The 26247-nt window shown below is 40.8% G+C and carries 21 protein-coding genes; 2 read left to right on the forward strand and 19 right to left on the reverse strand.

Features of this window, described 5'->3' with window-relative positions:
- Positions 1-39: 39 nt before the first annotated feature.
- From B1R93_RS12875 to galU, 5 genes are all read right to left on the reverse strand, one after another.
- Complete coding sequence (locus B1R93_RS12875; RefSeq protein ID WP_165763809.1) at positions 40-1233, reverse strand: copper amine oxidase N-terminal domain-containing protein; 1194 nt, start codon at positions 1231-1233, stop codon at positions 40-42.
- A 190-nt stretch (positions 1234-1423) separates the two neighbouring features.
- Positions 1424-2305 carry an anti sigma factor C-terminal domain-containing protein gene (locus tag B1R93_RS12880; RefSeq protein WP_088104349.1) on the reverse strand — a complete coding sequence of 294 codons (882 nt, stop codon included), beginning with the start codon at positions 2303-2305 and terminating at the stop codon, positions 1424-1426.
- A complete protein-coding gene (locus B1R93_RS12885) occupies positions 2295-2807 on the reverse strand; it encodes an RNA polymerase sigma factor (RefSeq protein WP_088104350.1) in 513 nt (170 codons plus the stop codon). The genes B1R93_RS12880 and B1R93_RS12885 overlap by 11 nt, the downstream gene beginning before the upstream one ends.
- 79 nt (positions 2808-2886) lie before the next feature.
- A complete protein-coding gene (locus B1R93_RS12890) occupies positions 2887-4203 on the reverse strand; it encodes a UDP-glucose dehydrogenase family protein (protein WP_088104351.1) in 1317 nt (438 codons plus the stop codon).
- 18 nt (positions 4204-4221) lie between these two features.
- Positions 4222-5100, reverse strand: a complete 879-nt coding sequence (gene galU / locus B1R93_RS12895) for a UTP--glucose-1-phosphate uridylyltransferase GalU (RefSeq protein WP_088104352.1) — start codon at positions 5098-5100, stop codon at positions 4222-4224.
- A gap of 424 nt (positions 5101-5524) precedes the next feature.
- On the opposite strand from galU, the gene B1R93_RS12900 reads away from it, so the two are divergent.
- Positions 5525-6691 (forward strand): acyltransferase, encoded by a 1167-nt coding sequence (locus B1R93_RS12900; protein ID WP_088104353.1) that lies wholly within the window; start codon positions 5525-5527, stop codon positions 6689-6691.
- 50 nt (positions 6692-6741) lie between these two features.
- Here the strand turns inward: B1R93_RS12900 and B1R93_RS12905 are convergent, their stop codons facing one another.
- The 3 genes from B1R93_RS12905 to B1R93_RS12915 all read right to left on the reverse strand — a co-directional run bounded on the left by B1R93_RS12905 (position 6742) and on the right by B1R93_RS12915 (position 12879).
- The gene (locus B1R93_RS12905; RefSeq protein WP_088104354.1) at positions 6742-7983 is read right to left on the reverse strand and encodes a L,D-transpeptidase family protein; all 1242 of its coding nucleotides are present in this window, start codon (positions 7981-7983) and stop codon (positions 6742-6744) included.
- 266 nt (positions 7984-8249) lie between these two features.
- Positions 8250-10016, reverse strand: a complete 1767-nt coding sequence (locus B1R93_RS12910) for a stalk domain-containing protein (protein WP_088104355.1) — start codon at positions 10014-10016, stop codon at positions 8250-8252.
- A gap of 181 nt (positions 10017-10197) precedes the next feature.
- Complete coding sequence (locus tag B1R93_RS12915) at positions 10198-12879, reverse strand: S-layer homology domain-containing protein (RefSeq protein WP_088104356.1); 2682 nt, start codon at positions 12877-12879, stop codon at positions 10198-10200.
- A gap of 677 nt (positions 12880-13556) precedes the next feature.
- Between B1R93_RS12915 and B1R93_RS12920 the strand changes: the two genes are divergently transcribed.
- Positions 13557-14594, forward strand: coding sequence for a C40 family peptidase (locus B1R93_RS12920; RefSeq protein ID WP_165763810.1), 1038 nt, complete (start codon positions 13557-13559; stop codon positions 14592-14594).
- A gap of 106 nt (positions 14595-14700) precedes the next feature.
- Here B1R93_RS12920 and B1R93_RS12925 read toward each other — a convergent pair whose 3' ends face one another.
- The 11 genes from B1R93_RS12925 to mreB form a co-directional block, all read right to left on the reverse strand.
- Positions 14701-16647 (reverse strand): S8 family peptidase, encoded by a 1947-nt coding sequence (locus B1R93_RS12925; RefSeq protein ID WP_088104358.1) that lies wholly within the window; start codon positions 16645-16647, stop codon positions 14701-14703.
- A gap of 243 nt (positions 16648-16890) precedes the next feature.
- Positions 16891-18300 (reverse strand): N-acetylmuramoyl-L-alanine amidase, encoded by a 1410-nt coding sequence (locus B1R93_RS12930; protein ID WP_088104359.1) that lies wholly within the window; start codon positions 18298-18300, stop codon positions 16891-16893.
- 250 nt (positions 18301-18550) lie between these two features.
- Positions 18551-19126 (reverse strand): C40 family peptidase, encoded by a 576-nt coding sequence (locus B1R93_RS12935; RefSeq protein ID WP_280949486.1) that lies wholly within the window; start codon positions 19124-19126, stop codon positions 18551-18553.
- Positions 19127-20026 (reverse strand): peptidoglycan-binding domain-containing protein, encoded by a 900-nt coding sequence (locus B1R93_RS12940; RefSeq protein ID WP_165763811.1) that lies wholly within the window; start codon positions 20024-20026, stop codon positions 19127-19129. It lies immediately after the preceding gene.
- Between the two features lie 128 nt (positions 20027-20154).
- The gene (locus B1R93_RS12945; protein WP_207634157.1) at positions 20155-20436 is read right to left on the reverse strand and encodes a hypothetical protein; all 282 of its coding nucleotides are present in this window, start codon (positions 20434-20436) and stop codon (positions 20155-20157) included.
- 278 nt (positions 20437-20714) lie between these two features.
- A complete protein-coding gene (locus B1R93_RS12950) occupies positions 20715-22415 on the reverse strand; it encodes a putative bifunctional diguanylate cyclase/phosphodiesterase (RefSeq protein ID WP_088104363.1) in 1701 nt (566 codons plus the stop codon).
- Between the two features lie 28 nt (positions 22416-22443).
- Positions 22444-22872, reverse strand: coding sequence for a 3-hydroxyacyl-ACP dehydratase FabZ (gene fabZ / locus B1R93_RS12955; protein WP_088104364.1), 429 nt, complete (start codon positions 22870-22872; stop codon positions 22444-22446).
- Positions 22873-23132: 260 nt separating this feature from the next.
- Positions 23133-23429, reverse strand: coding sequence for a DNA-directed RNA polymerase subunit beta (locus B1R93_RS12960; RefSeq protein ID WP_088104365.1), 297 nt, complete (start codon positions 23427-23429; stop codon positions 23133-23135).
- A 42-nt stretch (positions 23430-23471) separates the two neighbouring features.
- Positions 23472-24314, reverse strand: a complete 843-nt coding sequence (locus B1R93_RS12965) for a flagellar hook-basal body protein (protein WP_088104366.1) — start codon at positions 24312-24314, stop codon at positions 23472-23474.
- A 52-nt stretch (positions 24315-24366) separates the two neighbouring features.
- Positions 24367-25194 carry a flagellar hook-basal body protein gene (locus B1R93_RS12970; RefSeq protein WP_088104367.1) on the reverse strand — a complete coding sequence of 276 codons (828 nt, stop codon included), beginning with the start codon at positions 25192-25194 and terminating at the stop codon, positions 24367-24369.
- A gap of 39 nt (positions 25195-25233) precedes the next feature.
- Entirely contained in the window at positions 25234-26238 is a 1005-nt protein-coding gene (mreB, locus tag B1R93_RS12975; protein ID WP_088104368.1) for a rod shape-determining protein, read from the reverse strand.
- Between the last annotated feature and the right edge of the window lie 9 nt (positions 26239-26247).

Consider the following 26247-nt stretch of genomic DNA (forward strand, 5'->3'; position numbering starts at 1 on the left):
AGGAGCCGCCCTTCACTTGGCAGCTCCTCTATCATGTAATTAACTCGCTTGCTCGAACTCTGCTTCAAATTCTGCAAGAGCTTCTTCCATCGAAATGGCTTCATCGATAATGTCCTGTGGAATTACAATTTCCTCAAGCTCATTATGGTTTGAATAAGAAAATTCTCCTTTTTGGCTAATTTCAACTGTTTCACCTTCAACTGTAATGCTCATCACTGAGTCCAGGCTTTCAGCAACCGGGAAGAGTGTTTCTTTGTCCAAAACAGAAACGATTTCCATTTTCTTTACATCAATATTTGATTCACCAAACAGGTCTTCCCCTTCTAATCCAAGTCCAGGCATACCTAACATCTCACTTAATAAATCTTGGAAGCCATCTCCTGAAATTGACATATGAAGCTCATACGTGTCATCGTTTTCTAACACAACGACGCTTTCATAATACTTTGTCATCAGCTCAAACTGTGCTGTTGGGTCAAGTTGTTGATTGGATAAGCCTACTATCTCTTCATACATTTCATCATCATACTTAATCCATTTTCCTAAAGACGAATCAAACACGAAGAATCCATCCTTTGTTAAATATGTCTCTGTCGTCATTCCTTCTTCTAAACCTTCCATTTCCATGGACATAGATTGATAGTAACCGAGTGGATCTAAAATCATATCCATTTTCATATCCAGCATCATAGTCATCACTTCATTATCCATTGACATCGTTTGCTCAATTTGCATATCACCGCTAAAGCTGTTTAGCTCAACTTCTGCTAGACGCTTTAAGAAGCCTTCTGTATCCTTGACAACATTTGTTTTTAATTGAACCGTTTTGCTTGCTTGATTCCACTTCACGAATACACCACTATTTTCGGCAACAAAACGCAATGGAATGAAGAGACGATTGTCTTTCATTGTTACAGGAACATCAATCGCCTTTGCTTTCCCGTTTACTGTTACATTCTTTGAACCTAATTTAAGTTCAATATCAGTCCCTTCACCTGTTACAACGGCCTTGCGATTCTTCTGGTCCCAGCTAACGCCAAGTCCTAGCTTCTCGAATACCCCACGAACTGGAACGAGGACGCGGTTGTTTTCAATATACGGTGCCACATCTAGCGACAGTTGCTTCTCATCAACAACAATATTCACTTTTGTGTTCGCTGTTGCTGCTTGAACAGGTGATACAGCCATTAGCATGCAGGCAACGAGCATAGTCCAAATTACGATACGTTTCAAGTAAATCATCTCCTAATATTGATTGAATTTCCAGTAATGTAGTCACTATTCTAGATGTACTATAAAATACCTTCCTTTCCATATAATATTCTACACTATGAATATACTTACGGTAATGGTTAATATTAGGTTTCGGTTTTTTGTAACATTCTATAAAAAAGTTGTCTTATAAAGACCTTCTTACTGTTGCCTAATATTTTGCTAAGGTTAGTCCAAGTGAAGCCGATTTAATCATCGGATGATCCGTAATAGCTTCAAGCTCCTGTGGAGTTCCAACGACAACCGCTCCTATAATAGATAGGTCCTCTTTCGTAACAGGGCGTTTCTCCCAATTTGTAAGCTGAAGAGTTACTCTACGAATCATGTTTTCATATGGGTTATCCTTTACTAATTGCTCATTAAGGACATATAAAAAGGTGTCAGCCCCCTTTTCAGAAAAACCAGAAAAACCGTAGACATCATCTGCATACCCGCCTTGTTCCGCCGTTTCAACCCAGTACCATTGTACAAGTGTTGGTCCTAATTCCGCTCGTATCTCTTCTATGCTATAAGCTTGGTCAAAGGATAAGCCTAACTCAACATAATACGTATCGTCTATTTCTTGCAAATGCGGAAAATCATTAATGACTTTTTCTTCCGCCGGGTGAACAAACTTCATCACTCGCTTGCTATCATAGTACGTCGCATCCTCTGTTGGTATATATACAGGAGGTCGCTTTTTTGAACTGACCCCAAATAATGCTATATTCCTTTCACTTTCGCTCCATAAGTAAGGAATGTCTCGCATCCATTTAATATTACTCGTTTTTGTCGTTGCCGTTTGGAGAAAGTTATACTCAACTGACGTTCCATGGACTTCTACATTTGCCCCTTTTATATAACTTAAAGCAGAATCTGCAGTAGAGTAGTACGTAATTGACCGTTGCACCAAAAATTGTTGTAAATAAAACAGGGCAACTAGCGTAAGTAACGTTACAATAAACGCGGTTAGGATATTTCGAATTAGCATTTTCGCTTTTGCCCTTTTATAAAGAGCCTGTGTATCAAAATGGTCTTCCTTCTTATATGTCATCAACTAACCCTCCATGATTGATTGATAGCAATTGCTTTCTGGCACGAAAGGCCATTGTTTTGACTGAGCTTTCTTCAAGACTTGTAATACTAGCAATCTCTTTATACGTTAGACCGCCTACATACTTCATTAACAATATTTCCTTTGAACGGGAAGGCAGCTGATTTAAGATTTTTTCTAGCTGTCTCCATGTTTCTTTTTGAAGAATGACCTGTTCAGGGGTTGTAGCATCCCATAAATCATGCCTCATAAACCGTTCTATAATTTCATTCCTTCGTTTTCGTTTTCTGTATAAATCATAATAAAGATTAATTGCCACTCGGAATAACCAGCTTTTCCTGTCTTTTATAACCTCCTTATTCTCCATACAAACTAAGTATCGATACACCGTTTCTTGTAAAATGTCTTCTGCATCCTCTTTAGACGCAGTCATTTTTCTTAAATAATAGAAAACGTCATCAAGGTACTGTCCAATCATTTGTTTAAACTGTTTTTCATTCATCTTCCCCCTCCTACATTTACGACGTATACTTCAAAAAAAAGTAAACATGAAAAAGATAAGTACATGAAAAAACCGTCTATCACAATGGTAGACGGTTTTCTTGAGTGACAGCTGGACGCCCAACCGAGTAGTATTCAACACCGGCCTCCGCTGCTGCTTCAACACTGTAGCAGTTACGCCCATCGAAGAGAATCGCTTCCTTCATCCATTCTTTATAAAAGGAGAATGAGAGTCCTTTGATGTGAGGCCACTCGGTAACAATCATCGCGGCATCTGCATTCACGAGTGTTTCTTCAAGTGATGCGTACTCGACTTCTGCCGGTAATACTGCTTTAGCAGCTTCAGTGGCAACGGGATCGTAAGCGAAGACGCTTGCTCCTGCGGCGACAAGCTGTTCTGCAATGACGATCGAGGCCGCTTCACGCATGTCATCGGTATTAGGTTTGAAGGAGAGACCGAGTAGGGCTATTTTTTTGCCTGCTAATAGGCCGAAGCGCTCCTCTGCCTTCTTTACTAAAAGATGGCGTTGCTTATTGTTTACCTCAATAACTGATTTTAGTAACAGAAAGTCGTACGTGACATTTCCGGCAATTTGGACGAGCGCCTCTGTATCTTTCGGAAAACATGAGCCTCCATAGCCGATCCCTGCTTGTAAAAAGGCTGTGCCTATTCGTCGATCAAGCCCCATCCCTTTTGCCACATCACTTACATCGGCTTCAAGCTTTTCACAAAGGGTAGCAATTTCATTAATAAAGCTAATTTTTGTTGCTAAAAAAGCATTCGAGGCGTATTTAATGAGCTCTGCACTTCGGCGATCGGTATGGAACACGGGCAATTGAAATGGTTCATACATTTCTTCAATCTTATGGCCCGCCTCATCTGTCTTTGCCCCAATCACAATACGGTCGCTATGAAAAGTGTCATGAATAGCTGAGCCTTCACGAAGAAATTCAGGATTGGAAACAAATTCAACCTGATACTCAGTCCAGACACGCACTTTTTCTTCCATTTGATCATTTGTTCCGATTGGGACGGTGCTTTTGACAACAACAATCACGTCGGCTTCAATGGACAAAGCAACGTCCCGACATGCCATCTCCAAGTAATCAAGATTTGCTGAGCCATCCTCTCTTTGCGGTGTTCCAACTGCAATGATGACCACATCTGTATGTCGATAGGCGTTTCGGTGTTCACTTGTAAAGGAGAGCTTTCCCTGTTGCATGTTGCTTTTCATCATTTCTTGTAGACCTGGCTCATAAATCGGTGAGATGCCTTGCTTTAAAACTGCAGCTTTGTGTACATCAACCTCTACACATGTAACGTCGTGACCGACTTCAGCTAAGGCAACGCCTGTGACCAAACCAACATAGCCTGTACCAACAACTGTGATGTTCATCGCGCTCTTCCTTTCATATTATAGCTGAGTTTTAGTAAGACATTTCATATACGAAAACAGCTCATTACGTAGCTCTTCACGCTCAAGCGCAAAATCAATGGTAGCTTTTAAATAACCGAGCTTGTCACCAACGTCATAGCGTTTGCCACTGAATTCATAAGCGACGACGGATTGCTGCTGATTTAGCTTTCGGATCGCATCAGTCAGTTGAATTTCTCCTCCTGCGCCAGGCGACTGTTCCGCTAAAATCGAAAAAATGTCAGGCTGGAGGACGTAGCGCCCTTGAATCGCATAAGTTGACGGAGCCTCCTCTACTGTAGGTTTTTCAACCAAATCGATTAGTGGAAAGACACGGTCACGTAATGGTTCAGCTGTTGGATGAATGATTCCGTATTTAGATACATCCTCAAGCTTCACGTGCTGAACACCGACAACTGACACATGATAGGCTTCATATACATCAATTAACTGACGGAGACAAGGGACCTCAGCTCTGACAATGTCATCACCTAGTAAAACCGCAAACGGCTCATTTCCAATAAAACGACTTGCGCAAGAAATCGCATGACCGAGTCCGAGCGGTTCTTTTTGACGAATATAATGAATGTTAACAAGGTTGGAGATCACACGTACTTCCTCGAGAATATCCCATTTCTCACGTTGGGCCAATGTTTCCTCTAATTCATACGACTTATCAAAGTGGTCCTCGATTGCCCGTTTGCCTCGGCCAGTTACAATAATGATGTCTTCGATTCCAGAAGCAATTGCCTCTTCAACAATGAATTGAATCGTCGGCTTATCAACAATTGGTAGCATTTCCTTCGGCTGTGCCTTTGTAGCAGGTAGAAACCGTGTCCCAAGGCCTGCCGCTGGAATGATGGCTTTTCTTACCTTCATCCTTTGTCCCTCCTTTTGCTGGTTATTACGTCCATCTTAGCAAATCCTGAGCGAAACATACATCGATTTCGTGTTAAGACATTTTTGAGATTTCTCGCATCTTTTTAAAAAAAATTAATACTTTTTTGCTGACAAATTGCATAGGATGGTTCGTTATTTATGTCGTGGAAAATGATTGTCACATTTTTTCCGTGTCTCCAAAATGATTATTCTCTTTTTCCTCTCCTTGATTCGGTAGGCTGACCTTCAATCACTGAAAATATTCCGTTTAAGCTGCTTTCGCCCTTATCATCAAACTGCCAGTCCGTCCCTGGTTTAAGGCTCTTTGTACGTAGACGACTGGGAAACTTAGTAATGATTCCTTTTCACATTTCCAAACTTTTAGTACACTAATAGAATCAAATCTAGTAAAGAAGGTGAAACCGTGGCCATCAAACAACGAGTTGATGAAATATATATTGTAAGGGCAATTGCAATCATTGGAGTTCTCATGGTGCATTCCACTTCCATTACAACGGTACAATTACAGCCTGACTCCTTTTCATTTATGATGTATAACGCGCTTAATACATTTTTCCGTTTTGGAACACCCACGTTTATTTTATTAAGTAGTTTTGTCTTGTTTTACAGCTATTACAACCGTCCGTTAAGTCCAGCTCTTTTTGCAAATTTTTATAAAAAGCGAATGCTCTATATTATGATCCCTTATCTCGTCTTTTCTATTTTCTATATTGGGCTACGCTCAAGCTGGTTTGAGAAATTCGCAACCTTTAGTGAGTTTTGGAGTCAATTCACATCTGAAATTTTATTAGGAAATGCTTATACTCATCTTTATTTCGTGTTTATTAGCATTCAGTTTTATTTAATCTTTCCATTATTATTATTATTGTTTCAACGCTTCTCTCGATTGACCAAGCATCTAATCTGGATTGGTTTTGTCTTACAGTGGGCGTTTGTGCTGATGAACCATTACGTATGGCAATATCCGAACACCGGAAGCATCTCGCTGTCGTATATGGCCTATTATTTTACCGGGGCCTTTCTAGGTATCTATTACGAATCCATTCGTGGTTGGCTAACGATGAGCCGCTCTGAATTTCTAACAAAAAAAGGACTCGTTTGGTTACTGCTTTGGCTAAGCTGGTTCGCTGCAACGGGAGCTCATATTTGGCTATGGCATATGGTTCGTGTCCATGGTGCGAGCTTTGACTCAAAAATCTTTACATTATTATGGAATTTACATACGATTACGACAGCTGTCGTCCTCTTTTTCATTTGTTATTGGATTTATAAGCATGTAGCTGCTTGGTTTGTGAATTTCCTTATTCATTTAGGGGTTGTTTCCTTTGGGATCTATTTAATCCACCCTGTGTACCTTTTCTATTTTAGAAACCAGTTTACAATGACAGGAGACATGATGACCTATCATCTATTCATCGCTGGTTGCTTTCTCGGCGCCCTGTTTGTTTCATGGATTATCGTCTATCCATTTCTTTATAAATGGAAATCAGGTTGGATTATTTTTGGAGCAAAGCCCAAGACCATTCCACAAAAAAACAAAGAAGAAAAGAACATTGCTGCACCAAGCTAGTACAAGCACTAAAAGACACGGGCCGTTTCTACTAAGCCCGTGTCTTTTTGTTATTCCAAGATTTCAACTGTTCGTGTCGCTTGGTCCCAGCTTACTCTTGCCCCTAAGGCTTCACTCACAAACCGAATTGGCACAACGGTATGACCATTTATATTTTTCAATGGTTGGTCTAGCTGTATGTCGACTCCATTTAGCTTCGCTATCGTCGAATCTACTTTTAACTCTATGACCGTGTCATTTTTTCTTGCTGTTACGGTTTGCGCTGCTTGATTCCAGACAACTGTCGCACCAAGACTCGTAAACACACCACGCATCGGAACCATTGTTACCCCGTTGATAATAATCGGGTCCTGAGTGAATTCCTGCTCTTTGCCGTTAATGATTACTTTCGCTTTAACCGGCTCAGGCTCTTTTGGTGTTTCAGGCTTTGGCTCTACTTTTCCAGTAATCGTTACGTGACGGTTCACCTGATCCCATGTTATTGAAGCCCCTAATGCATCACTCACAACTCTTACCGGGACAAAGGTTTGCCCGTTACGGATTTCTGGAGCAGAATCAATTGTTACTTCTTTTCCGTTAAGGACCATACGCTTTGAACCAACTGTCATTTGCAGGGTCGTGTTGTGATTCGTTGCCGTTATTGTTCTAGTAGATGCCTTCCAGCTTACCGTCGCTCCAAGCTCTTCAAAAATCCCTCTCATTGGGACAAAAATTCGACCATTTCTAATAAAAGGAGCTTGGCTATAGCTTTGCTTCTTGCCATTGATAGTGACTTCAATTTCCGGTAGGAGCGAATACCCATGTGCCTTTGCAATCTCTTCAAACGAACGAGATGACTTTAAAATAATCACCTTCGTGTACTTGTTTACCTTTTCAAATAGCTCGTGAACATCGTCATTATGCATACGCACACAGCCAGCACTTACATATTTTCCAATCGAACTTGGATTATTATTTCCGTGAATCGCATAAGTCGTTCCATATGTTCCTCTTGCATTCAAGCCTAGCCATCGGTCACCTAGTGGATTTCTTGGGTCCCCACCTGGAATATTATCCGTATAATAGGGACGGTTTTTAATTTTATTGACAATTTCAAATGTACCTTCTGGCGTAAGGTCATCCGTCTTCCCGGTTCCGACTGGGTATATTTTCTCTAGCTCCCCATTTTGAAAAAAGGCTAGCTTGTTTGTTGATTTGTTAATAATAATGAATTGCTCTGAATTTGCTTCAGCGGTACCAATAGGAAACATCACGCTTATTAATAATATAAAACATAAAATAAATGCTCTCATTCTACTTCCCCCTCTCTATGTTTACATGAAAATACTACCATATCGTTCCTAACTCCAATATAAAAAACACTCGTCAAATTGTTGCGCAATTCGTTACCATTCTCTTAAGTTCTAACATTTTCGACGATTGATGTCATGCTCGTTTATGTATAGAACAACAAATGCGCAAACCGGCTTGTTTCCTATCCACAAACCAATCATCCATAGTTTCCTAAACAACGAAAAAAAAGAGCCTGTCACGTTACAGGCTCTTTTAGAAAACTTTTTTATTGTAGTGGGACAAATAATAGATTCACAGGTAAATTACTTCCGGCCGCTGGAATAAAGGTAATCTCAACCTTTTCTTCATTCATTCCAGTCCGGTAAAGAATTCCTGCTTCATGTGGACTTTGAAGGATACTTTTTGTCGTCGTGTAAACAACTTTATTGTTCACAAGGAATGCTCCTGCATAATGCCCACCTCGTGGATTTAACAAAATAGCCGTATTTGGTGCCACACGATCAAACTTGATTTGATAACGTACACCGTAGTTTCCAGGGTTCCTTGCTTCCTGTCCAGTCATTCCATCAACGCCTTCAATAAATCCATCAATTGTACCATCTGTGAGAACCATACGTTGATTGTCTGAGCCAACAAGCTCACTTACCTGTAACACACGCTCTCCTTTTTCAAACGTACCTCTTGTATGAATCCCGTCCTTAGGAACATCGACACCAGTTAAATACGGTAAAATACTTTCCAAAGAAGTGTCTTGGTCAAGAGCAATCACTCGGTATTCGACCTCTTGATCAGAATGGACATCTACATAAGCGGAAATGGTATAGTTGGGTTGAATCAGCGTCGTAAGCTCCTGAGCAACTACTCGTGTATTCCGAGGAGGCAGCTCAATCGTTTCTCTCGCACGACTGCTTTGTAAATCTATTAAATATCTACCACTTGCTGCTTTCCCTGCAGATGAGACATATTGGGATGGCCCACCTACACCAACATTGTTAACTGTTAGGGAAGCTGTATTCGTTCTACTTTTGTTCGTTGCTATTAAATAAAGTCTAGCAGGAACGAGACGATTATTGACCTTATGAATCATAAACCGAACATCACCTGATAAATCATCACGGTAATGAATCCCTTCTCGGGTAATTCGTTCAGGACTATTGGCACGAACTAATGTAAAATCCTTCTCTTCAATCGAATAAGGGACTTGCTTAAATTCTAAAACACCTGCGCGATCAACTGCTAGCTTATCACCAATTGGTAATCGCATTAAATCGTATTGCTGCTTCGTGTAGAGAACTTCATTTGTAATAGTAATCGTTCTAGACGTGCGACTCACTTGTCCATTTTTATTTTGAATTTCTAATGTTATCGTTTGCGTACCAGGTTCAAAAAAGGCGTCTTGATTATTTGTCCAAGTGCGTCGAATAATCTCACTGCCACCATTTTTACTTCTATCCTGATACTGAATCGACTCGCCAATCATGTACGATGACTTATCCGTTGTAAAAATCGCCTCTGGTTTTGGTACCGGTTTAGGCTCAGGTGTCGTTCCTCCATCAGTTGGCGGGAAATGAACCGTTACACGATTTTCCTTCATATTCGGATTAAAGGTCGCTCCTAAATGTGTAAAAATAGGTCGAATCGGTGCCATTAAGGAAGGTGTTGTCTTCGGCTGAATAATCATTGTTTTCCCATGACCTTCATAAGAATAACGGACCCCATTATACATATACGTATTCGAATCAACAACAAAACGGAATTCGTGATTATGACCACTTAACACATATTCCCGATTTCCAGACCCATAACGAATCGACAATCCAAGATAATTCGCCAAAGATCGCAACGACAAATACGTCACACCCTTTTCCACCACATGCGGAGCTTGAGCATGAATCAAGCGATCCCCATCATACATTTGAGTTGTATTAATAACCAACGTCAATGTCTTCGCAGTATTGGCACTCACTGACGCCATCGGAATCACAACAAGCAACGAACATAATAAAAACAAAATCAAAATCTTATGCTTCAATCAAAAACACCTCATCTTGTAATCTAGTGATAGTTTAATATCTTGTAGTACAAAGCTAATCTTACAAGATTTGGGATAGTAGTGCAAGAGGGGAGATATTAGTAATTTCAATTTGATATTAATATAAAGGTTCTGTGTAATTCAAAAAAACCTACCCATATAGGGTAGGTTTTTTTATAAATTACTCTACTACAGAAACAGTGATTGCAACTGGGCTAGCTAATAAATCTTTATTAACTACAGCAGATAAACCATCAACAGTATCAACAGCAGAAATTACTAGAGTAAATGAACCTGATGTCTTACCTTCGTTAAGGCTAATAACACCATCAGTTACAGTTACATTATTTAAGTTAGTTACACGAGTGCTTGGTGAAACTGTTACACCATTAGCAAGACCCTTAACTGAAGTACTTTCAACAGAAGAGTTAGCAACGTTATACTTCATAGTAGCTCCGAATTGATCTTGAACAGTTAATAATGGGTTAACTGTATACTTAGAGCTGCTATACTTACCAAATAGTAACTCATCAATAGTTGAAACTTTACCAAGTGATGCTACAACACTTGATGTTCTTAAAGAAGCTTTTGAAGCAACAGAATCAGTGTTCTTGTAAGAAACATTAATGTTGTCAACTGTAACTCCACCAACAACTGCACTTACTTTTACAGTCCCTGAGTTAACTAATGTTAAAACAGCATCAGAAGCATCAGCAAATGATAATGTATCTAAAGCAAGTTTGCCATCAGTGTGGCTTAATAATGCCTTTTCTTCATCAGATAATGCACCAGTATCCAACTTCAAGAAATTATCTGTACCATCTATTGCAACTGAAGCAACCTTGTTACCAGCAGAGTCAACCTTGAATAATTCAAATACTACGTTATTATCCACTGCATCTTTACCAGTGTCATTAGTATCATCATCAGCATCTAAATAATCAGCAGATGAAGAAGTAACAACTAGGTCATACTTACTTGCAGTACCAAAATCCTTAACAGCTACTGAGAAAGACTTTGTAAAGATATCTTTACCATCAGCATCTTTCGCTTTAACTGTTACTGTTGTTGAACCATTAGCAACAGCACTTAATGGAATTTCATATACACCTACGTCTTCAGTAGTGTTAACTGCTAAATCACCAACAACACCTGACTTACTTGCAGAGATAGAGAAATCTCCAGATGCAGCAATCTTTTCACCATACTGATCTTTAAGAGTAAGTTTTACTGTATCAGTATTAGAAGGAGAAGACGCATCTGTTGTTAATGTAACAGAAGACTTATCTAATTCACCAGAAGTAACTTTAGCATCAGCAGTTACAGTAAACGTAACTGTAGTTTCAAACTTACCAACTTTAATTTTTGCACTTGCAGTACCAGTAGAAACTGGGTCAATTACAAAGTTTCCACCTTCAACAGAAACTGTTGCAACAGTTGGGTTTAAGTTAGTAATCGTTGCATCAGCAGGATTTACTTTTACAATTGTATCAGCTGAATCTTTTGCATAAACGTTTAATACCTTGTCTACAGCAGACTTTTGTACAGAAGTTTTCACTTTATCTTCTTCTTTTAACGTTTCATAAGCACTAGCAACTACTGATTCACCTACATGTACTCCATCTAAAGAAACTGCTTCATAAGGAGCAGCAGTTACTTGAACTGCACCAGTTGTTGCTAAAAGTTTACCTTCTGAATCAGAAACTTTAATTTCTACATAAGCAGAACCTTCTGCATTTTCTACAACTACACCATTATTTACAATTGAAGTATCAGTAGTTGCTACAGTCACATTATAGCTATCGTTACCAATAACTTCAGATGTAATATTACGACCAAGACCATCTTTAATAGTTACTGAATCTAGTAACTCAACTGCATTTTCACCAACACTACCAGTAGAGTTGAAGTTTGTCTTATTTAAAGCAACTTCAGCAACTTCAGATGTTTCATAAGTGAATTCAACATCAGTAGCTTCAGCTAATTCTAAGCCACTTTCAGATGTAACGCCATCCACAGTAACCTTATAAGTTTCGTTATCTTCAAAAGCCTTGTTAAAAGTTAATTTAACTTCATTTTTATTGCTTGCACTTACTTCAGCATCAACAACTGTAAGTCCGTTATCCGCAGCAAAATTAGTAGCTTCAACAGCACCTACTTCACTTGAAAACTCAACAACTGCTTGTGTTGAATTAATAGCACTTGCTGATTCAACAGTTAGATTGTTTTGTTTAACTTCTACACGCTTTTCAGGAACTTCTGTACGGTGAACGAATACAGGAAGTTGTGCACGTGTTACGTTTTGGTTAGGACCGAATGCGTTAGCTGCAACACCTTCAGCTACACCAAGACTAGCTAATACTTGAACGTAATCTTTACCCCAACCAGTGTTGTCAGCGAAAGATACGTCAGCGTTTTTGTTAAGCTCTAAGCCATAAGCTTCTACAATCATTTTCGCCATTTCTTGACGAGTAATTTTGCCATTTGGCTTGAATGAACCATCGCTGTAACCGTTGATTACGCCTGGTTTTTGTTCTTGGATTGCTGCAACAAATGCAGAAGACCAGTGGCTTTCAGTGTCAGCGAAATCTGCTTTTGCACTTGCATCTACTTCAAGACCAAGAGAGACAGCAAGAATCTTTGCAGCTTCACCACGTGTTACTGATGCGCTAGCGTCATATGAACCGTCCAAACGGCCATCGATAGCACCTTTCTCTACTAAATAAGATACTGCTTCGTCTGCCCAAGCAGGAATGCTGTCAGTGAATGACGCTGCTGCTGCTGGAGTTGCTACTGATGCTACCATTGCTGCTGCTACTGATGTAGCTAAAAACTTACGGTAAGACTTAGGTTGATAAGCCATGTGGGTAAATCCTCCTTTAAATTTATGTACATTTTTGTACTTTTTTCTACTAAAAATTAAGAGCACGTTACTATCATGATGTTTGACGAGCCATGATGTGATGTCGTTGATAGTAATAAATAGCGATAATAGTGAGTTCCTTACTAGATACTCAGATAGACTGCTCTTAAATCTTAGTAACTACCAAGATGTAATGCTTGCAAGAATAGTATAATTACCAATCCTAGTAATGTCAACCATTTTAAAAAATATGTCAAGTCTATCACATATTTCTTATATTTTGTTGTCGACTTGCTTGGACTAGCAACTTACTTCATTCTACAACATTTTACATAGATTTCAATAAAAATTGTAAAATTTTTGTTGGCATATGTTCCCATAATTAACCCGTAATTGCTCATTACTAATCCTGTTTATCTGTTTTTCTACTATATATAATATGAAATGAACTCTATTTTGCATTCCCCCTTTCACTATGTAAATCTAATTTTCTACCATTAAACTCCAAAAAGATTACACCCTCTATTACACGTTTGTTAAGAACTTGTAACATAAGATCATAGATTTATATGGTAGACTTAGTCTCGTACTAACGAAATTACCCAAATCACGACAAATTAAACATCTTTTTTTGATAGATGCTGTTGAATTTTTTCACCTATACGAGGAGTGTTTATATGCGAAGGAAACTTATACCGATACTAGCCTTTCTATTAATTATCTCAACACTTGGACCTTTACAGCCTGTTATGGCTAGTAGCACGCAAGATGAGGTTGTCAAAATTGCTAAGGAGTACATTGGAGTTCCTTACAAGTTTGGAGGTACGACTCCAAGTGGTTTTGATTGTTCTGGTTTCATTAAATACGTAATGGATAAGGCTGACGTGAAAATGCCACGTACAGCGAGTGAACAATATAATTCTGGTGAGGCTGTTAAAAAAGCCAACTTACAAAAAGGAGATTTGGTGTTTTTCGAAACATATAAGCCAGGTCCATCCCACTCAGGAATATATGTAGGTGACGGTAAATTTATTCACGCTTCTTCATCAAAAGGAATTACGATTTCTTCTGTTAATGACCCATATTACTGGGGCCCGCGTTATTTAGGTGCTAAGCGAGTAATTAAAGAAGAAAAAACAGAGGCTGCTGTAGCTAAAGTCGAAGAACAGCCTAAACGTATCCTTGGAGAAGGCGAATTTCACGATGTTGCTACAAACCATTGGGCATTTAATGAAATTAAGAAATTAAGCGTACAATCGATTATTTCTGGATATGGTAATCATAAATTTGGCCCTAATGACAAGCTTACTCGCGCGCAAATTGCTGCATTGCTTAGCCGAGCTGTTGGATTAGATACATCGTCTAGAGTACATGGTTTTTCTGATGTATCAGATGAGCACTGGGGAGTTGGGGCAATTGCCGCCGCTGATCGTGCAGGCTATTTCTCTTATTTAGCTGGTGATGCCTTTAATCCAAATGAACCAGTCACTCGCGATGAAATTGCCGTATTATTTGCAAAAGCTTTTGATTTAACGGTTTCTGAGTCTGATGACTTGTTATTCTCTGATGTTGATTCATCAAATTGGGCTCATAAAGAAATCTCAGCTTTACAATCAAGTGGTATTGTTAAAGGATTTGAAGATGGTACGTATCGTCCTTCTAACCAAGTCACTCGTGCTGAGTTCTCAAAAATTTTATACAACGCTCTTTATTAAACTTATTGACACGTCCATGGGTAGTGGGCGTGTTTTTGTCTTCCTATATATAACGAAAAACCAACCGAAAAAGTTTCAACTTTTCGGTTGGTTTATTATATTTTTTCTATTGATTTAGTACTCGTGATAAAAACGTTGCGTATTCTGCTCTTGTTACACTATTACGTGGGCGAAATGTTCCATCCTGATAGCCTGCTGCAACATTTGCATTGGCTACAAGTACAATGGATGAGTACCCAAAATATTCAGGAGAAACATCGTGAAAGCTAACGGACTTTTTCTCCCGTAAAGTAAATGCTCGATTTAGGATGACTGCCACTTCTCCTCTTGCTATTAAATCATGCGGACGAAATGTTCCATCTTGATAACCGCCAAAAATTCGCTGATTCAGCATTGCTTGAATATAATTCGCTGTATAGCTTTGTGAACGAATATCTGGAAAAGCTCCTTCATACGGTACTTCATTTAATCCTAAAGCTCTTGTCATCATGACTGCTGCTTCTGCACGTGTAATCGTTTGGTATGGCTTGACTGTTCCATCAGGATAGCCTTGGATGATGTCACGTTCTACTAAATCATAAAGTGGGGCAGCAAACCATTCGTTTCCGTTGACATCCGTAAATGAAGAAATCGACTTGCCATCATTTGCTTCTGACACTGTCAGCGTAACAGAAGCTTTTTCTGATTCCTTCCCCTCTTCGTTTACTGCAGTAACGGAATACGTGTACGTACCTGCGACGACGCGGTCAACATATTGCTGAACATCACCTTCGACAGTTGTAATTAACTTATTGTTGCGATAAATCGAATACTTTATCCATGGGTGTTGTTCACTCGGTGATTCCCATGTGATGTTTACTTCAAAATCAACCTGTTGTTCGTTTTCTGCTTTAACTTTTACAGCTTTTACATTTGTTGGCCGTCCTGGAGGTAGCTGTACTTCTTTTAAATCGGCCGGTATTTCTATACGCCCGTAGCCAAAGTGTGGATCTCGTCCCTTTTCTCCTAAATCAATGGTTTGCTGCTGTAACATTTTTCTTAGCTCTATGTGTGTCGCACGCGGATATGCTTGTTTTAAAAGAGCTAGATGTGCAGTTACATGTGGTGCAGCCATTGATGTTCCGTTGTCTACTTTATAGGATTGATTTAAATACGTACTATAAATGCTAACTCCTGGTGCAGCGACCTCAACGGCTACGCCTGTCGCTGAGAATGGTGCGCGTTTATCCTGTTTGTCGACTGCGGCAACGGCGATTACACTTTCATAGGCAGCTGGATAATCAACAGTGTTCCCTGCGCCATCACTTGTGCCTTCATTCCCAGCAGCCGCAATGACAAGTACACCTTGTTCATAGGCACGATTTAATATGGCTTCAAGTGATGCTGATTTAGTTCGTCCTCCCATACTTAAATTAATTAAATCAACCTCTTGCTTCAATGCCCATTCAATACCTTCAATAACATTCGATGTATACCCTTCTCCTCGGCGATCTAGCACCTTTACAGCATAAAGGCTTACTTCATGAGCAATCCCTATAACGCCACTTTGATTATTTTTTGCCCCAATAATTCCTGCTACATGCGTGCCGTGACCGTTATCATCGATAAATGATGTTGTAGATGATACGAAGGATACACCTTTTACAACATCTAATTCAGGATGATTCGTATCAATTCCCGTATCAATGATTGCCACTTTTACCCCTTTACCGGATAGTCCATTTTTCCATACAGATGGGGCTTGTATTTTTACAGCACCCCAATCGATCTGTTGGCTTTGAACTTGAACCGGATCATCTTTTTCAATAAATTCAATTTCTGGGGTCTTGCTTAATTTCAGTGCTTCTTCTTCTGTAAGCTCAACCGCAACTGCAGTTATTGATTCAAAATGACTTAAAATCCGTTCTTCATAGGGCTTCAATATATGGTTGTCGATTTCCCCATCAAAGCCAACAATATATCTATCAACAGTCTCAGCCTGAATCGTCGGTGAGACGAGGAGACTGAATACTAGCATTGCTAGAAACGAGATCCATTTTAACTCTCTACTCACAGCTGTCCACCCTCATTCGTATGTGTTTTTTGACCCGTCTATAACTCTATTATCCTGTTTTTTCAAGTTGAACACAAGCTGAATTCATTAGCTTTTCTGGTTAAAAATACGAGTTTTATAGAAATGGTAATTTATACCTAACGCTAATAAGGGTTATTCGTCATGTTTTTATCTGAAATTAAAGGAGGTGTCCCAAAAGGTATATTACCTTTTGGGACACCTCTAGGCTCCATTGGCTTTCTATTATTTATAAAACTTTACGATACCTTGATAGATCGCCTCAGCAGCATCCTCTTGAAAGGAAGATGTTGCAAGTTTTTTTGCTTCTGCTTCATTCGTCAAAAAACCGAGTTCAACGAGCACTGCTGCCATTTTTGCATTTTTTACTACGTGGAAGTTTCCTTCTTTCGCTCCACGGTCACGCGTTTTTAGCTTTGAAATCAATTCCTTCTGAATTTCCTCAGCTAACTTCTTACTATCAGCACCTGCATTTAAATTATTCCAAAATGTTTCGGTTCCATTTGCTGAGCTACTTGCTGCAGCATTTGCATGGATGCTAACAAACACGTCGGCCTTTTTATTATTCGCAATCGCGACTCGCTCACTTAATTCTAGAAATACATCTTTCTCTCGTGTCATCACGACTGTTGCGCCTGCATTTTCTAGCTTTTTCTTTAATTTCAATCCAACGCTTAACACAACATCACTCTCACGGACTCCAAACGAAACAGCTCCCGGGTCCTTTCCTCCATGGCCTGGGTCAAGAACAATAACTTTACCGGTTACCGAGTTAGAGCTAGATGTTGATGGGACATGTAGATAAGAGAGGGATACATATGCTGTTTTTCCTTCAAATGTAAAGACCGCCCAATTCCCACTCGTATTAAAATAATTTACGCTATCTCCATTTTGAAGCTTGCCAACTATCGCATCACTTGTACTTGGACCTGAACGAACATTTAAACCACCCGATGCGTTGTAAACGACAGCACGTGTGATATTGGCTTCTAATACATCTTTTCGTGGTTCGTACTCAGGTAATTTAAATTCAGGATAAATCGCGCGAGATAAAAACAAAGAAAATTCAACTCTTGATGTTCCATTTTTCGGCGCAAAGCTTCCATCTGGATAGCCTGCTGAGATTCGTGCTGTTGTGATCACATTAATTGCATATGCGCCAAACGTATTGGCATTTACATCCCGGTAGATTACATCAGGTCTTGTGCTAGTTAGCTCAAATGCTCTCGTTAAGATGATAGCCATCTCAGCGCGAGTAATCGTTCGGGAGGGCTCAAAGGTTCCTTCTCCGGTTCCTTTAATAATCCCAAGTGCTGCCCCTGAGGAAATGTACCCCGATGCAAAATGATTCGCAGGAACATCCGAAAATGGTGTTTCACCGTTCTGCTCTGCTAGATTTAAGGCTCGTCCAATCATCGTCATCGCTTCTGCTCTTGTAACCGGTGCGTGTGGACGTAATGTTCCATCAGGGTTCCCTTTTAAAATCGCGTCTTTGGCTAAACGATTTATCTCCTCCTGCCCGAAGCTTGGCATGTCTGGAAACGAACTTTGCGCTTTGGCAGTAGGTGGATTAATCTGAAGCGAGAAAGCGATAAACATCACAAGATAAAAGAGTACTATCACTAATTTTGGCATTGCATCGAATCACTCCAATTTCTTATTAACAAGAGTCGCAAGCAAATCGAAAAGAAACTAGAATTCATCGTTTAGTGGATTTATAGAATGCATATTGCTTGACTCTAGTTGTCTATGCAAAGTCTAACACAATATCATGTCATTTTAATGATAATATTGTCTTATTTTCGGGAAGAAATCTTTACCTTTACAAAAAGGATTATGCACGGAAACCAAAAAGAAGAGCTTGAAAAACAACAAACTCTTCCTTCTAATACATGCGTTTCGTTCCCATATATCGGTCTTTCCAATACTTCGCTTGCATACTTCCGATCGAAACACCACTCGTGGCGCCACTATGAACAAATTGATCGTTGCCGATGTAAATACCAGCATGAGACGGGCCTGCGGTGTATGTTTCAAAAAAGACGAGATCCCCAATTTTTGGTTCGTCTACTCCCTTACCGATCTCCCACATCTGAGCAACTGTCCTAGGAAGTTGGATGCCGCTTTTCGAAAATACATGCTGAATAAAGCCACTACAATCAAAGCCTTCAGCTGTGGTTCCCCCCCATAGATAAGGAACTCCAAGCTGTTCAGAGGCATCGGCGACGAGATTCATAACGTTGAACTCGCCTGTCGTTGGCGAGAGCGATGTTCTTTCATTTAAAAGCTGCCGTGTTAGTTTATTAGCAATCCCATCAATTTTGATTTCTTGTTGGCGTTGGAAGGCACGAACGGCTTGCTCTGTTACCGTGCCAAAATAACCGGTTGGCTCTTGATTAAACAAACCTAGCTGCTTCAGCTGCTTTTGAAGATTTGTAACATCCGCTCCTCTTGCTCCGATTTATAGCGTCGTTGTTGCAGTTTTTTCAGCTGCTAGAATGGGTTGTGCCTGTTGAGTTGTACCTACTGCCTTGGCTGATTCTAGGACAGCCCATGTTTTCGGACCAACAACACCATCAACGGTTAGGAGGTTTTGTTTCTGGAACGTTTTTACTGCTTCCTTTGTTTTCGTATCAAATTGACCTGTGATTTTTTCTTTATAATAGCCTAATTGCTGTAATCGCTCTTGTAATACCTGAACAGCTTGTCCAGAGGAGCCCGAACGTAGCACTGGTTTTGGCTCTGATACATTAGAAACGGGTTCGATTGTCATTGCCGTTATGTTTTGAAGAGCCGTAATTGTTTTTGGACCAGCAATTCCATCTACGGCTAGTTTTTGATTGCGTTGAAAGCTTTTTACCGCTTCCGTTGTAACTCGACCGTACTGTCCATTAACCTCATGCTTATAGTAGCCTGCTTGCTTTAACAGCTTTTGTAACTCACTTACCTCTTGACCGGTTGAGCCTTGACGCAAAACAGATGACTTTGTTGCTGCTGATGCGCTTTTTACTGATTGCTGTAACGTTTCTACTGTAGCACGACCAGTTATTGATAAGTTGTTTGCTTTTTGGAATGCTTTTACTGCTTCAACCGTGATATCCCCGTAAAAGCCGGTTGCCGTATGATATGTAAAATAGCCTTGCTCTTTTAATGCTTGCTGAAGCACTTTGACATCGTTAGCTTTCATCCCCCCCTCTAAGGAGTGATCACCTAAAGCCCCCTCTACTAGAATGGAGGTTGAAAGAAAGAAACCCGTTGCCAGCGATGAAGAAAGTACTGTGCGTGCCTTTGACTTCGTTTGTTTTTGTGAGGCAGATTTCTTTTGTCGCGTTTCTTGTTCAATAACGGCTGGATCATTCATTAAAGGCTTCCCCCTCTTCATTTGCGCATATTTCTATTTTCAGAATATTATGAGGGCGAACTTTTGTAAAGAGCTTTACTTGAACAGAAAAAAAAACCCTGTGTGCACAGGGTTTTCAAGAGGATGTATTATTCAACGACCTCTTCTTCTTGTTCTACTTCATCTTCTTCAATTTCAATTTCATCATTTGATGCAGGGTCTTCAATTTCTACTTCTTCGTCAACGATGCCTTCTTCTTCAACAGGCTCTTCTGTAATTGGTTCATCCATTGCCGGATCTTCTACACCGCCTGCTGGATCTTCTGTTAATGGCTCATCTGTTGGACCTTCCTCAGCTGGTGCGCCACAAGCACCTAAAACACCTAGTGATAAGACAGCCGCTGCTGTTGTAAGTAAAAATTTCTTTTTCATATAAATACCCCCAAAAAAAGTTTTATGTGACTAACACTATTTTCCTTGCTCGTTAGTCTGTGTGTATCTTATCAAGCCTAAACTTCACCGTCTATACATTTCTGGTTTTTTTGGCAATGTCTAGATAGCTTTACAATTTGTCACACAGTTTTTCATGTTGTGATCGATTACATTTGATACGTACTCCGTTTTCATTCATTTCCTTACATTTCGAATAAGAAAAAAGCTTATGTTAGTCAACATAAGCTTTATCCAAGCGAGGAATATTTATACATTTATTATGAAGATTTTTTTATTTTTTGTAGCAAATCTTGACATTGAGCGGATGGAAGCGGCTTACTAAACAAGAAACCTTGTGCGTGATTGCAGCCTTCGTTACGAATCAATCCTAATTGCTCTTCCGTTTCTACACCTTCACATAGAACGGTAACACCTAAGCTTTTCGCCATGGCGATGATGAGCTTGACGATCGCTTCATTTTCCTTCGCTTTTGAATCGCGAACAAAGGATTGGTCAATCTTCAATGTATCAATTGGAAAGTAACGGAGCTGACTTAGTGACGAATAGCCAGTTCCGAAATCATCAAGAGAGACACACATTCCTTTATTCTTTAATTGCCATAGTTTATTTTGGATATCCTCAATTTGCAGAATCGCCGTGTTCTCGGTAACTTCTAAGCAAATGTACTTCGGCTCTAATTGTGAGAGCGCTAAGGCTGCTTCAACTCGTGATACGAAGTCCTTTCGTTTAAAAAAGGCAGCCGATACGTTAACAGACACGATTAACCCCTGAAAGCCTTCCTCCTGCCATTGCTTCGTCTGGAGGCATGCCTGATTGAGCACCCATTCATCTAATTCCGCCATCTTCCCTGTCTCTTCTGCAACAGGGAGGAACAAGCCCGGGGAAATCACGCCCAAGGTAGGATGATTCCAACGGACGAGTGCTTCTACACCAAAAGGGATGCCAGCGTCGACATCTACTTGAAGCTGGTAATATACCTCTAACTGATCTGTATGTAACGCTTGTAAAAATTCTCCCTCAAAGGTTAGCTGCTCCGCTGTTTTCTCATTCATGTTCTGTTCGTATACTTGATAGTGATTGCGACCAGCGTCCTTTGTTCGATACATCGCACTATCTGCGTTTTTTAATAACGTATCCGCATCCTCACCATGCTCAGGAAAATAACAAACGCCGATGCTAAGTGTCATGTAAATCGCATTTCCTTCTACCATAAACGGGATTCGGAACGCTTCCAAGATTTGTGTAACAACGTTGTCAACCATTGCTTTATCTTTTAATTGTGGCAAATAGACGGTAAACTCGTCCCCACCAAATCGACTAAGGAGGCCTTTGTCTTCCACAATGTTTTGAATCCGATTAGCCATTTTTATTAGGAGCTCATCTCCCGCCTGGTGGCCGTACGAATCATTCACCTTTTTGAACCGATCCATATCTACAAAAAGGAGTGCTAGAAGCTCGTCCTTCGCTTCTGATTCGGCAAGCGCCTTTGTTAGCTCCTGTAAGAAGACATCTCTGTTCGGCAGCTGCGTCAATGAATCATAATAGGAGAGGTTTTGCAGCTTTTTCTCATCAAGCTTCCGAGTCGTTATATCGCGCATGACTCCGATATAATAGCATTCCTCTGGATTCGTGTGATCAATTTTCGTCATGGTGACATATGCAGAGAACGTCGTCTCATCCTTGCGACGATAGGTGACTTCACCTGTCCACGTCCCAAACTGTTCAATCGTCTTCCACATGTCGATGAACGCTGCACGCTTCGTTAATTCCGATTGTAAAAATCTTAGGTTGTTACCTTCCGCTTCTTCGATCGTGTAGCCCGTCATTTTGGTGAACGCTTGATTGACGGCAATGATTTCACGGTTGATGTTCGTAATCATCAGCCCATCATTTATATTATTAAAAAGCTTTAATACATTCTCTTTGCTCTGTGCAAAACGCGAAAAAGATGCATTCATCGAGAATTCCTCTTTTCAACAACTGTTTTTATTTATTGCCAAGAGCAAAGGTCATATCTGCCTCCGCGGCAATTTCTCCATCGACAGTCGCAACGCCTCGCGCTTTCGCAATCGGCCCTTTCATTCTCGTGATGTCGATTTCTAGCTTAAGCTGGTCACCGGGCTTGACTTGCTTCTTAAAGCGGCAATTGTCGATCCCCGCAAAGAACCCGATTTTCCCTTTATTTTCTTCTTTCATTAACATAGCTACCGCTGCTGTTTGAGCTAATGCTTCAATAATCAGCACCCCAGGCATGACAGGATATTCCGGAAAATGCCCGTTAAAAAATTCTTCATTTGCTGTTACATTTTTCAGCCCGACTGCACGTTTTCCTTCTTCTACTTCTTCAATTCGGTCTACAAGTAGAAATGGATAACGGTGCGGGATTATAGCCTTAATTTCTTCAACTGTGAGCATTTAGCGACATCCTTTCAGAATAATATACCAATTCTATTGTACCATACTCTTTCATAAGAATCTGAATTATTTGCTTTATAGCAGACGTTTCTATGAATGAAAAAAACCCTACTATTTTCATAGTAAGGTTCAAACGTTCATGGACTAAAACAGCCCTTATTGGGATTGTCAGCGCCCTTTAAGTAATGTGCGGAGCCGTTGCCTAGTTTTCTCATAACAAGGCGCGCAACGTTCGAAGCCATTACTCTTCTTTGAGTTACTTAAGAAGGTTTTTCAGTGGGCTTCATAATATCAAGAATATGATACCACGTTTCTGGCTTGAGCGCATCAGCTGGAACACCGTCACCAAGAACCCCATATCCCACCATCAATCCAAGCAGTAAGCTCCCTCCTACTAGAACGACGACAATAAGGAGGCGTAGCCAAATCGGAATTAGACGAATTCTTAGTCGCGGTCTACGGCGTCCGAAACGTTGCTCGTCTTGTTTCGCTTCTGCCTTTTCTGCGTCCTGGGCTTTATTCTGTTCGGTTCGTTTTTGTACTTCTTGTTCACTCATACGATTCTCCTCAGCTACCGGCACGTTTCGTCCATTCCTTCGTTATCTACGTAATCCATTTACAAGTCCAGACATTTCATCTGCCATCGAGATCGCTCTCGTGTTAAATTGGTAATGCCTTTGTGTCGCAATAAGCTCTGACATTTCACGGCTTAAGTCTACATTTGAGCCCTCAAGTGCCCCTTGCGTCACATAGCTTTCTCCAGCAGCAACGGCTTCAAATACGTCCCCTTCTTGATATCCGAGTGCAGCGACATCAGGAATTCGGAATTGATTCCCTCCTACTGACTCTAACAACTGCGGCTTTAACACACGAATGAGGCTTAGCTGACCTACATTAACCGTGTTTCCATCGTTTAATGTTGCCGTAAGCTGCCCTGTATTAGAGAGATTAAGCTTACTAAAGTTAACTGGCACATTCAGCCGATTTCCCTCAGCATCAAGTAAAAAGTCACCGTTGCTGTTGACAATCGTTAGGAGCTGATTATTGTCAGGGTCTTCGCTGAAATAAAACGCTCCATCCCGTGTTAAGCGGTTCTCTTGTTGACCATTTTCTATCGTTCCAACTTGGAAAAAGTGGTCTCGAACGGATATCGCAAAATCTAATTCACGGTCGGTGCTCATAATTGCGCCTTGTTCTAATCGTAAAGCTGTTTGTGCAATTCTCGCGCCTGAGCCGACACGAAGACCAGCAGGTGTTAGACGCCCAACTTCCTTGCTTAAATCGGATTGGGTATGAACCTGTTGAAACAACAAATCAGAAAACGTTGCTTCACGACGCTTAAATCCGGTTGTATTACTATTCGTTATATTGTTTGAGATGGTGTCTAGCTTCTGCTGCAATTGACCCATTGTGACAGAGGCTGTAATCATCGACGTATTCATCTTCATCCCTCACTTGAATTGATTTTCATCCTAGATTGCTAGAAACCACGCTCTAGCCAATTCTACCGATTTCGTTCACCGCTTTATCCATACTTTGGTCGTATGCTTGTAAAATACGTTGGTTTGCTTCAAATGAACGATACGCACTCATCATCTCAGTCATCGTATGAGCCGCATCAACATTGGAGCGCTCAATAAAGCGCTGTTGCAGCTGATATGAGATGTCCCCGTTCCCAATAGCGGTCGGCAATCCATCGCCCTCGCCTTCAAAACGAAGCAGACCATTGCCCTCTTTAACAAGGAGCATCGGGTCTTCGGCATACGCAACATTTAGCTCGGCAACGGCCTGACCTTCTGCATTCGTAACCGTCCCATTTTCAGCAACACGAAAATCTTCGTTGTCGACTCGAATCGGCTGGCCCTCTGTACTTAGTACATAATGCCCTTGAGCTGTTGTGAGGAAGCCTTGTCCATCAATCGTAAAGTTCCCATTTCGCGTATAACGAAGGTCACCATTTTCATTTTGGACCGTATAGAATAACGCACCTGGTCTACCTGATTCGGTTTGTGGTAAAACCCCTTGGAGTAAGGCAATATCTGTGCTATTCCCCGTTTCCTGCAGGTCTCCTTGGCGGAAGTTTGGCATCCGCTCCTGTAAATAGACACCAGTCGTTAGTTCTCCTATGTAAGAGCCACCTCTTCCTGGTACTGCATCCGCCGTCCCCATTGCCTTTAACAGCATGTTCGGAAATGCACGAAGCGCTGCTTGGTCAGCTTTATAACCTGGAGTATTGGCGTTGGCTAAGTTGTTCGTAAGCATTTCTTGGCGTTGTTGCTGCGCAATCATCCCTGCAGCTGCGCCGTACATTCCACGTAGCATAAGTGACTCCCCCTAGTAATTTTCAATGCTTGTCCTAGCTTAAATATGAATTTTCTTGCTTGACATGCGATCAAGATTTTCTAAAATGATTCCAGTTCCCTTGGCAACACAGTGCATCGGCTCTTCTGCGACAAGAACCGGTACCTTTAACTGGTCAGCTAATAGCTGATCAATTCCGTGAAGCAGGGCACCCCCACCTGTTAAAATAACACCGCGATCAATAATATCTGCTGAAAGCTCTGGAGGTGTTTGCTCGAGCACATGCTTCGAGGCTTGTACAATGTAAGAAACTGACTCCGTAAGCGCTTCTTCAATCTCTCTTGAGTTTACCGTAATCGTCTGCGGAAGTCCACTGACCATATCACGTCCGCGTATGTCAATTTCTTCCTGGCGCGCACCTGGAAATACTGTTGCAACGTTTATCTTAATACTCTCAGCTGTGCGCTCCCCAATAAGAAGCTTATACTTCTTCTTGATGTAGTTTAAGATATCCATATCAAATCTGTCGCCCGCGACTTTTATGGAAGAGGCGGTGACGATATCACCCATCGAAAGAACAGCAACATCTGTTGTCCCACCGCCTATGTCTACGACCATGTTACCGCTCGGTTGAAAAATATCCATTCCAGCCCCAATTGCAGCAACTTTCGGCTCCTCTTCCAAGTACACGTTTTTCCCGCCACTCTTTTCAGCTGCTTCTCGAATAGCCTTTTGCTCAACGGAGGTAATGTTTGTTGGGCAGCAAATGAGAATGCGTGGCTTTGAAAATAAACTTTTGACATTGATTTTGCTTAAGAAATGCTTGAGCATCGATTCGGTCATTTCAAAGTTTGCAATGACCCCGTCCTTCATTGGGCGCATGGCAACAATATTTCCTGGTGTACGTCCAACCATACGAAATGCTTCTTCTCCTACGGCTAATACTCGCTTCGATGATGTCTCCACTGCGACAACGGATGGCTCATTAAGAACAATGCCACTACCTTTCACATAAATGAGGACGTTTGCGGTACCTAAATCAATTCCTATATCTCGACCAAACATGCTTCTTTT

The organism is Halalkalibacter urbisdiaboli (genome assembly GCF_002156385.1).
In the GTDB taxonomy this organism is placed as follows: Bacteria; Bacillota; Bacilli; order Bacillales; family Bacillaceae_D; genus Halalkalibacter_A; species Halalkalibacter_A urbisdiaboli.

Excerpts from the sequence above, each read along its gene's own strand:
- B1R93_RS12880 (WP_088104349.1), bottom strand. The coding sequence starts at position 2,305 with ATGACATATAAGAAGGAAGACCATTTTGATACACAGGCTCTTTATAAA.
- B1R93_RS12885 (WP_088104350.1), bottom strand. The coding sequence starts at position 2,807 with ATGAATGAAAAACAGTTTAAACAAATGATTGGACAGTACCTTGATGAC.
- B1R93_RS12890 (WP_088104351.1), bottom strand. The coding sequence starts at position 4,203 with ATGAACATCACAGTTGTTGGTACAGGCTATGTTGGTTTGGTCACAGGC.
- galU (WP_088104352.1), bottom strand. The coding sequence starts at position 5,100 with ATGAAGGTAAGAAAAGCCATCATTCCAGCGGCAGGCCTTGGGACACGG.
- B1R93_RS12905 (WP_088104354.1), bottom strand. The coding sequence starts at position 7,983 with ATGAGAGCATTTATTTTATGTTTTATATTATTAATAAGCGTGATGTTT.
- B1R93_RS12915 (WP_088104356.1), bottom strand. The coding sequence starts at position 12,879 with ATGGCTTATCAACCTAAGTCTTACCGTAAGTTTTTAGCTACATCAGTA.
- B1R93_RS12920 (WP_165763810.1), top strand. The coding sequence starts at position 13,557 with ATGCGAAGGAAACTTATACCGATACTAGCCTTTCTATTAATTATCTCA.
- B1R93_RS12930 (WP_088104359.1), bottom strand. The coding sequence starts at position 18,300 with ATGCCAAAATTAGTGATAGTACTCTTTTATCTTGTGATGTTTATCGCT.
- B1R93_RS12940 (WP_165763811.1), bottom strand. The coding sequence starts at position 20,026 with ATGAATGATCCAGCCGTTATTGAACAAGAAACGCGACAAAAGAAATCT.
- B1R93_RS12945 (WP_207634157.1), bottom strand. The coding sequence starts at position 20,436 with ATGAAAAAGAAATTTTTACTTACAACAGCAGCGGCTGTCTTATCACTA.
- B1R93_RS12950 (WP_088104363.1), bottom strand. The coding sequence starts at position 22,415 with ATGAATGCATCTTTTTCGCGTTTTGCACAGAGCAAAGAGAATGTATTA.
- fabZ (WP_088104364.1), bottom strand. The coding sequence starts at position 22,872 with ATGCTCACAGTTGAAGAAATTAAGGCTATAATCCCGCACCGTTATCCA.
- B1R93_RS12960 (WP_088104365.1), bottom strand. The coding sequence starts at position 23,429 with ATGAGTGAACAAGAAGTACAAAAACGAACCGAACAGAATAAAGCCCAG.
- B1R93_RS12965 (WP_088104366.1), bottom strand. The coding sequence starts at position 24,314 with ATGAATACGTCGATGATTACAGCCTCTGTCACAATGGGTCAATTGCAG.
- B1R93_RS12970 (WP_088104367.1), bottom strand. The coding sequence starts at position 25,194 with ATGCTACGTGGAATGTACGGCGCAGCTGCAGGGATGATTGCGCAGCAA.
- mreB (WP_088104368.1), bottom strand. The coding sequence starts at position 26,238 with ATGTTTGGTCGAGATATAGGAATTGATTTAGGTACCGCAAACGTCCTC.